A 4,282-nucleotide genomic window follows, 5' to 3' on the forward strand; every position below is an offset into this window, starting at 1 on the left:
TTGACTAAAGCGGCGGCGAGGACGATTTTGGCATCCTGGATGCGCTGCAAGGTGCGGGTACCATTGGTGGTGCTGATAAATAACCGTTTGCCACCCACTACCGCTGGCGTACAATCTAGCGGCGAATTACCTAGATCGCAACCTGCTACTTTGGCACCACCCCGCTCGCCACCGCGCAAACGTAATTCAGATGGCCACTTGTCACTCACTTGCATTAGCGTATCCATATCGCTAAAAGCTTGAATAGCTTCGGCTCCAGACTTCAGTGCTGCGGCGATTGTCGAGGTAGCGCGTAGTACGTCGATCGCGATCGCGCAGACGGGCAGTTCGTTTGCGGGGGTGCGTTCGGGAGTGTGGTAAGTATATAGTTTCACAATTAGGACAAAAATATTGCTGGTTCGTCAGGGTGGTTATTTACCCTATTCAATCTTAATGGTAGTAGTGCCCGAAAATTGCTAAATTCAGGACTGAATTGGATCGTATTGGCACACAGGGGTAAGTTGGATTCGCTCCGATCGCTTTTGCATAACCTGTGTATTTACAAATCGATCGAATTGAGTTTTATTGCCGTTAAAATGTTGAGATCTACTAGCATCGGACTCCCAGCTATTCTACCACGCTCGCTGTATTGCCAGCATAACCATCGCTGACTATCGACTCATCTGAATAATTTATTAAAGCTATAAAAATCACTAATCAAAATTGAAATAACTTAAGGTTTTTCACGTTTGCCGAATTACTCGATGATTTTTAATATTGACACCACAGGATTGCAGTCGCCGCTCCCATCCCTGTTGATTGCCGATCGTTTTGGTTTCGCTGTATAGTCCAGCTTTTTCTTCGGATTTGGTAAACTTTGCAAACTTTGAGTACAGAGGATGATTTTCGCTTAAGAATGTTTCTTTACGATGGAGGATTGGCGGGTTTTCCTGCTGGGAGTAGTCACGAAAACGCAAGCTCAAATCTCGTAAGTCGATGAGCATTGCCCATTGTAGTGCTGGATGCGCGATCGATTCAAAGTCGGGATAGTAGAGATAAGAGATACAGGGTTTGTCAGTATGAAATTTAATCAGATTTGCATCTTCTGTGCCACCGATATTTCGACTGGCACAACCTTCATATAGTCGCAATTTAGGATCGATTTCATTGAGCGCGGAGATATGGACATATAATGCCGCAGGTAATAGTTTGCCAATCTTACTATGCTGACAAGCTTGTTTAATTACACCCGGTTCGCCAATCTTAAATAATAACCGATCGGCAACTGCACACGCTTCATCATAGCTACCAAAAAAAGCTTTAATATCCGCCTTCATCGCTGTAGATAAATTTCGCAAACTCCGTCTTTGCCCAAATTGGGATAGAGCTAAATAAACTTGTAAATCTAACGATCTCTGATACGCGATCACATCCCATTCAGCTTCATCGGTTGCCGTTAAAACGATTTGAAAAGCTCGTTTGATACTGCCAAACTCATTAACTAATTCTGCTTCGGCAGCTAGTTCGCTCTTAATTGGAATCCGTCCGCGTTCACTAACAAATTCCATCAACGGTGCGAGTTGCACTTGATAATCTTCAAATCTTTTGCTTTCAACCCTGACGCGCGGCGTCGTCATCCTTGTATACAGTCTCGCCGCGCGAAAACTTTCGGCTTGAGATAGATCGCGAAATACTAAAAAAATGCCCAAACCAATCGGAATGGCATCAACTGTCAAGACTCGATCGATATATTCTTTTAATTCTACTTGTTGATAATATTTCTGAAAGGTATTGCGCTTGGTTAAAATGCCATCGCCATAAGCTAACATCCCGCTGAGATCGTTTACTAAAATCTGGGCGGCGACAATCAATACTCCCCCCGTCAATTCCCACGCGTGACTTAATGCTCGATCGCGTTCTACCGGATCTTCGATAACATTAATGATATAGCTAAGATTGACTATATCAGCCGATCGAATCTCCACATCGGGAAAATAATATGGATCCCAACCCTCGCAGTTATACCCCTGCGACTTCAACCTTTTGACATCCCCACCAATGCCACAACCATAGTCAAAAATACTAGTTTCTGTTGTAATAATACCCGACTCGATCGCCAACCTCACTGGACGAGATAATTCTACGCGCGTCATGGCGGCGCGATGTCTTTCTACTTCTACTCCGAGGGGTATTTGAGACATTGGTTTAGGCTTTAGATATTAGGCTTTAGGCATTAGGCTCTAAATATTAGGCTTTAGGAAATAACGAGAAAATAAGAGCTTAAATTTAAATGTAGGGTGTGTTATCCCGTAGGGTAACGCACCAACACTGCTATACATGGTGCGTTACGCTTTGCGATAACACACCCTACGGTTAATTCCCGACTTGAATTAATTCGACTTTATAACCTGTCGGATCTTCCACAAAGGCAATAACAGTAGTGCCATGTTTCATCGCGCCTGGTGCGCGGACGACTTTGCCGCCTTTAGCGGAGATTCGATCGCAGGTAGCATAGATATCATCCACCCCGAGCGCGATGTGTCCATAGGCGTCACCGATCGTGTAGGCTGAGGTATCCCAATTATGAGTCAACTCGATGACCGTATTGTCGGATTCTGCTCCATAGCCGACAAAAGCCAGCGTAAACTTGCCGTCAGGGAAATCTTGTTTGCGGAGTAGCTTCATCCCCAATACGTCACAATAGAAACCAATCGATGCTTCTAAATCCCCAACCCGCAGCATTGTATGTAGTAAACGCATAGCTATAAATCGCCTTATTTAAAAATTGGTAACTAAATTTGCTAATTAAGGTGTCTTCAGGACGTATGATAACGTGTTGGCACCGATTGTTGCCAAGGAACGGATAATTAGGGTGACTAGCTACATTGTTTACGGATCGGTCGCGATCGAAAGATGAGGGAATAACTATGAACATGCCAGACATGGCGATTGCAGAAATCAGAGCTAGAGAGATTCTCGATTCTCGCGGTCGTCCGACAGTAGAAGCCGAAGTATACTTAGCCAATGGTGGATTTGGGCTAGCTCAAGTCCCCAGTGGCGCATCGACAGGTAGTTTTGAAGCCCACGAATTGCGCGATGACGATCCTAGTCGCTACGGCGGTAAAGGGGTGCAAAAAGCTGTTGGCAATATTGAAGACAAAATTGCGCCAGCCTTAGAAGGGATGGATGCTTTCGATCAAATGGCGATCGATCGATCGATGATCGAGCTAGATGGTACGCCTAATAAGTCTAAATTAGGGGCTAATGCTATTTTAGCGGTATCGCTAGCCAATGCCAAAGCAGTTGCCAATGCCCTGGGAGTCCCACTATATCGTTATCTGGGCGGCCCTTTGGCAAATTTGCTACCCGTTCCATTGATGAATGTCATCAATGGTGGTTCTCACGCTGCAAATAACATCGACTTCCAAGAATTTATGATCGTACCCGTGGGTGCGACTTCCTTCAAGGAAGCGCTCCGGTGGGGAGCCGAAGTATTTGCCGCTCTGAGCAAAGTTTTGGATGAAAAGGGTCTCCTGACGGGCGTAGGCGACGAAGGCGGCTTCGCGCCCAATTTAGAGTCCAATCAAGCATCATTAGAACTGCTGATGGCGGCGATCGAATCTGCTGGCTACAAACCGGGCGAACAAATCGCGCTGGCTCTAGACGTGGCTGCAAGTGAATTTTACAAAGATGGTAACTATATCTACGATGGTAGCAGCCATACTCCAGGTGAGTTCATCGACTATTTAGCCGATCTCACTACCAAATATCCGATCGTCTCGATCGAAGATGGGTTGCATGAGGATGACTGGGCAAACTGGCAACTACTCACCCAGAAAATCGGCTCGAAAGTCCAATTAGTCGGCGACGACTTATTTGTGACTAATTCCGTCCGCTTGCGCCAAGGCATCAAGGAAAAATCAGCCAATGCCATTTTGATTAAACTCAATCAAATCGGCACTCTCACTGAAACCCTGCAAACGATCGATCTCGGTACCCGCAACGGCTTCAAGTCCATCATCAGTCACCGCTCCGGCGAAACTGAAGATACCACGATCGCCGATTTAGCCGTCGCGACTCGCGCGGGACAAATCAAAACGGGTTCTCTCTGCCGCAGCGAACGGGTGGCAAAATACAACCGTCTGTTACGCATCGAGGATGAATTGGGCGATTTAGCTGTCTATGCGGGATTAGAGTAAGCGCGATCGATTTTCACAGAAGTGGGGGTAATGTCTTGATTCGCTGTCTTGTCGTTTTCTTATTCGGGGGGAACCCCCGAATAAAAACGCCGCTAAACCCTCGG

4 protein-coding genes are annotated in these 4,282 nt (G+C 46.1%); 1 reads left to right on the forward strand and 3 read right to left on the reverse strand.

Features of this window, described 5'->3' with window-relative positions; translation table 11 throughout:
• The 3 genes from RMO35_RS18215 to gloA all read right to left on the reverse strand — a co-directional run.
• A partial coding sequence (locus tag RMO35_RS18215; RefSeq protein ID WP_309742873.1) for a 2-phosphosulfolactate phosphatase occupies positions 1 to 374 on the reverse strand: 374 nt, incomplete at its 3' end.
• Positions 375 to 722: 348 nt separating this feature from the next.
• Complete coding sequence (locus tag RMO35_RS18220; RefSeq protein ID WP_309742875.1) at positions 723 to 2,180, reverse strand: DNA phosphorothioation-associated putative methyltransferase; 1,458 nt, start codon at positions 2,178 to 2,180, stop codon at positions 723 to 725.
• A gap of 172 nt (positions 2,181 to 2,352) precedes the next feature.
• Positions 2,353 to 2,739, reverse strand: coding sequence for a lactoylglutathione lyase (gene gloA / locus RMO35_RS18225; RefSeq protein ID WP_309742877.1), 387 nt, complete (start codon positions 2,737 to 2,739; stop codon positions 2,353 to 2,355).
• Between the two features lie 173 nt (positions 2,740 to 2,912).
• Between gloA and eno the strand changes: the two genes are divergently transcribed.
• Positions 2,913 to 4,178, forward strand: a complete 1,266-nt coding sequence (eno, locus tag RMO35_RS18230) for a phosphopyruvate hydratase (RefSeq protein WP_309742879.1) — start codon at positions 2,913 to 2,915, stop codon at positions 4,176 to 4,178.
• Positions 4,179 to 4,282: the final 104 nt, after the last annotated feature.

The organism is Chamaesiphon sp. OTE_20_metabat_361, from assembly GCF_031364565.1.